At 74.6% G+C, this 1480-nt stretch carries 1 protein-coding gene; it reads right to left on the reverse strand.

Translation table 11 applies throughout. The features are described 5' to 3' along the window. Window positions 1–108: 108 nt before the first annotated feature. Window positions 109–1480 (reverse strand): cytochrome P450 (locus HMPREF0731_RS21235; protein ID WP_007006300.1); only part of this gene is annotated, 1372 nt, incomplete at its 5' end.

A 1480-nucleotide genomic window follows, 5' to 3' on the forward strand; every position in this document is an offset into this window, starting at 1 on the left:
CCGATGTCGGAGACCATCGGCGTCGGCAGGTGCCGCATCGCCTCGTGCAGGGCGAGGTCGCGCGCACCGTCCAGCCAGCGCCGCAGCCGCTGCCCCAGCGGGCGGGCCTCAGCCATGTCGCTTCTCCAGCAGCATGGGCAGGCTGTCGCCCGGCCGCAGCGTCAGCCGGCAGACCGGATAGACCACCGCCCCCGGCGCCAGGCGCGGGGTGACGGCGCGCGCCAGCGTCGCCAGGCAGAGCACCGCCTCGGTCAGCCCGAAGGCGGCGCCGGTGCAGACGCGCGGGCCGATGGCGAAGGGAATCCAGGTGTAGCGCGGCTTGCTCGCCGCCTCGCCGCCCGGCAGGAAACGCTCCGGCCAGAAGGCGTCCGGCGCCTGCCAGAGCCGCTTGTGCCGGTGCAGCAGCCAGGGCACCGCCAGCACCAGCGAGCCCTTGCGGACATGGCGGCCGCCGATCTCGCCCTCCGTCACCGCCTCCCGCGCCAGCAGCGGCACCGGCGGGTAGAGGCGCAGCGTCTCCTCCACCACCGCCCGGGTATAGGGCAGCCGCGCCATGTCGGCGAAGCGGGCGGGGCCGTCCAGCGCATCGGCCTCCGCCTGCAGCCGCGCCAGCACGGCGGGCGACTGGCTGAGCAGGTACCAGGCCCAGGCCAGGGTGTTGGCCGTGGTCTCGTGCCCGGCCATGAACAGCACCGCCGCCTCGTTGCGGAAGGCGGCCTTGTCCATGCGCTTGCCGGTGCGCGGGTTGACGCCCTCGGCCATGGCCCGGATCAGGCTGGCCTCGCCATCCGCCGGGCCGTCCAGGATGTCGTCGATCAGCCGGTCCAGCACGCGCTGGATGCGCTGCCCCGCCCGGCGCGCCCGCAGCGGCTGCCAGCGCGGCACCCAGTCCGGCAGGCCGAGCAGCGAGATCAGGTCGGTCTGCCCGACCACACGCTGGTATTCGGCAAAGGCGCCGACCACCGTGGCGGCGGCACTGCCGCCCAGCTGCCGGCCGAAGATGGTGCGGCAGATGATCTCGGCGGTCAGGTGGCCCATCTCGGCCAGCATGTCGATCGGCTGCCCGGCCGGGCGGGCGGTCCAGGCGCTGGCGCGCTCGGCCGCCGCCTCGGTGATCGGCGGCGTCAGCGCCGCCAGGCGCGAGACATGGGTGACCGGCGCCACCACCCGCCGCCGCTCCTTCCACAGCGGGCCGTCGCTGATGAACAGCCCATCCCCCAGCAGCGGCCGCAGCGCGTGGCGCATCTGCGGCGATTTTCGCTCGAAGGCGGCGGGCTGGTCGACGAAGGCCTGCTGCACCGTCTCCGGGCTGTTGCAGATGTAGATGTCGCGCATCAGCACGCGGCGATGGATGAAGGCGCGCTCGAAGCTCGGCTGCGGCCAGATGTCGAGGAAGGAGCGGCGCAGCGCGCGCAGGAAATCGGGCAGCGGCGGCAGGCGGGCCGGGCGTGGCGGGTGCGGCGGCACGAAGGCCGGGCCG

This window comes from Pseudoroseomonas cervicalis ATCC 49957 (assembly GCF_000164635.1).
Lineage (GTDB): Bacteria > Pseudomonadota > Alphaproteobacteria > Acetobacterales > Acetobacteraceae > Pseudoroseomonas > Pseudoroseomonas cervicalis.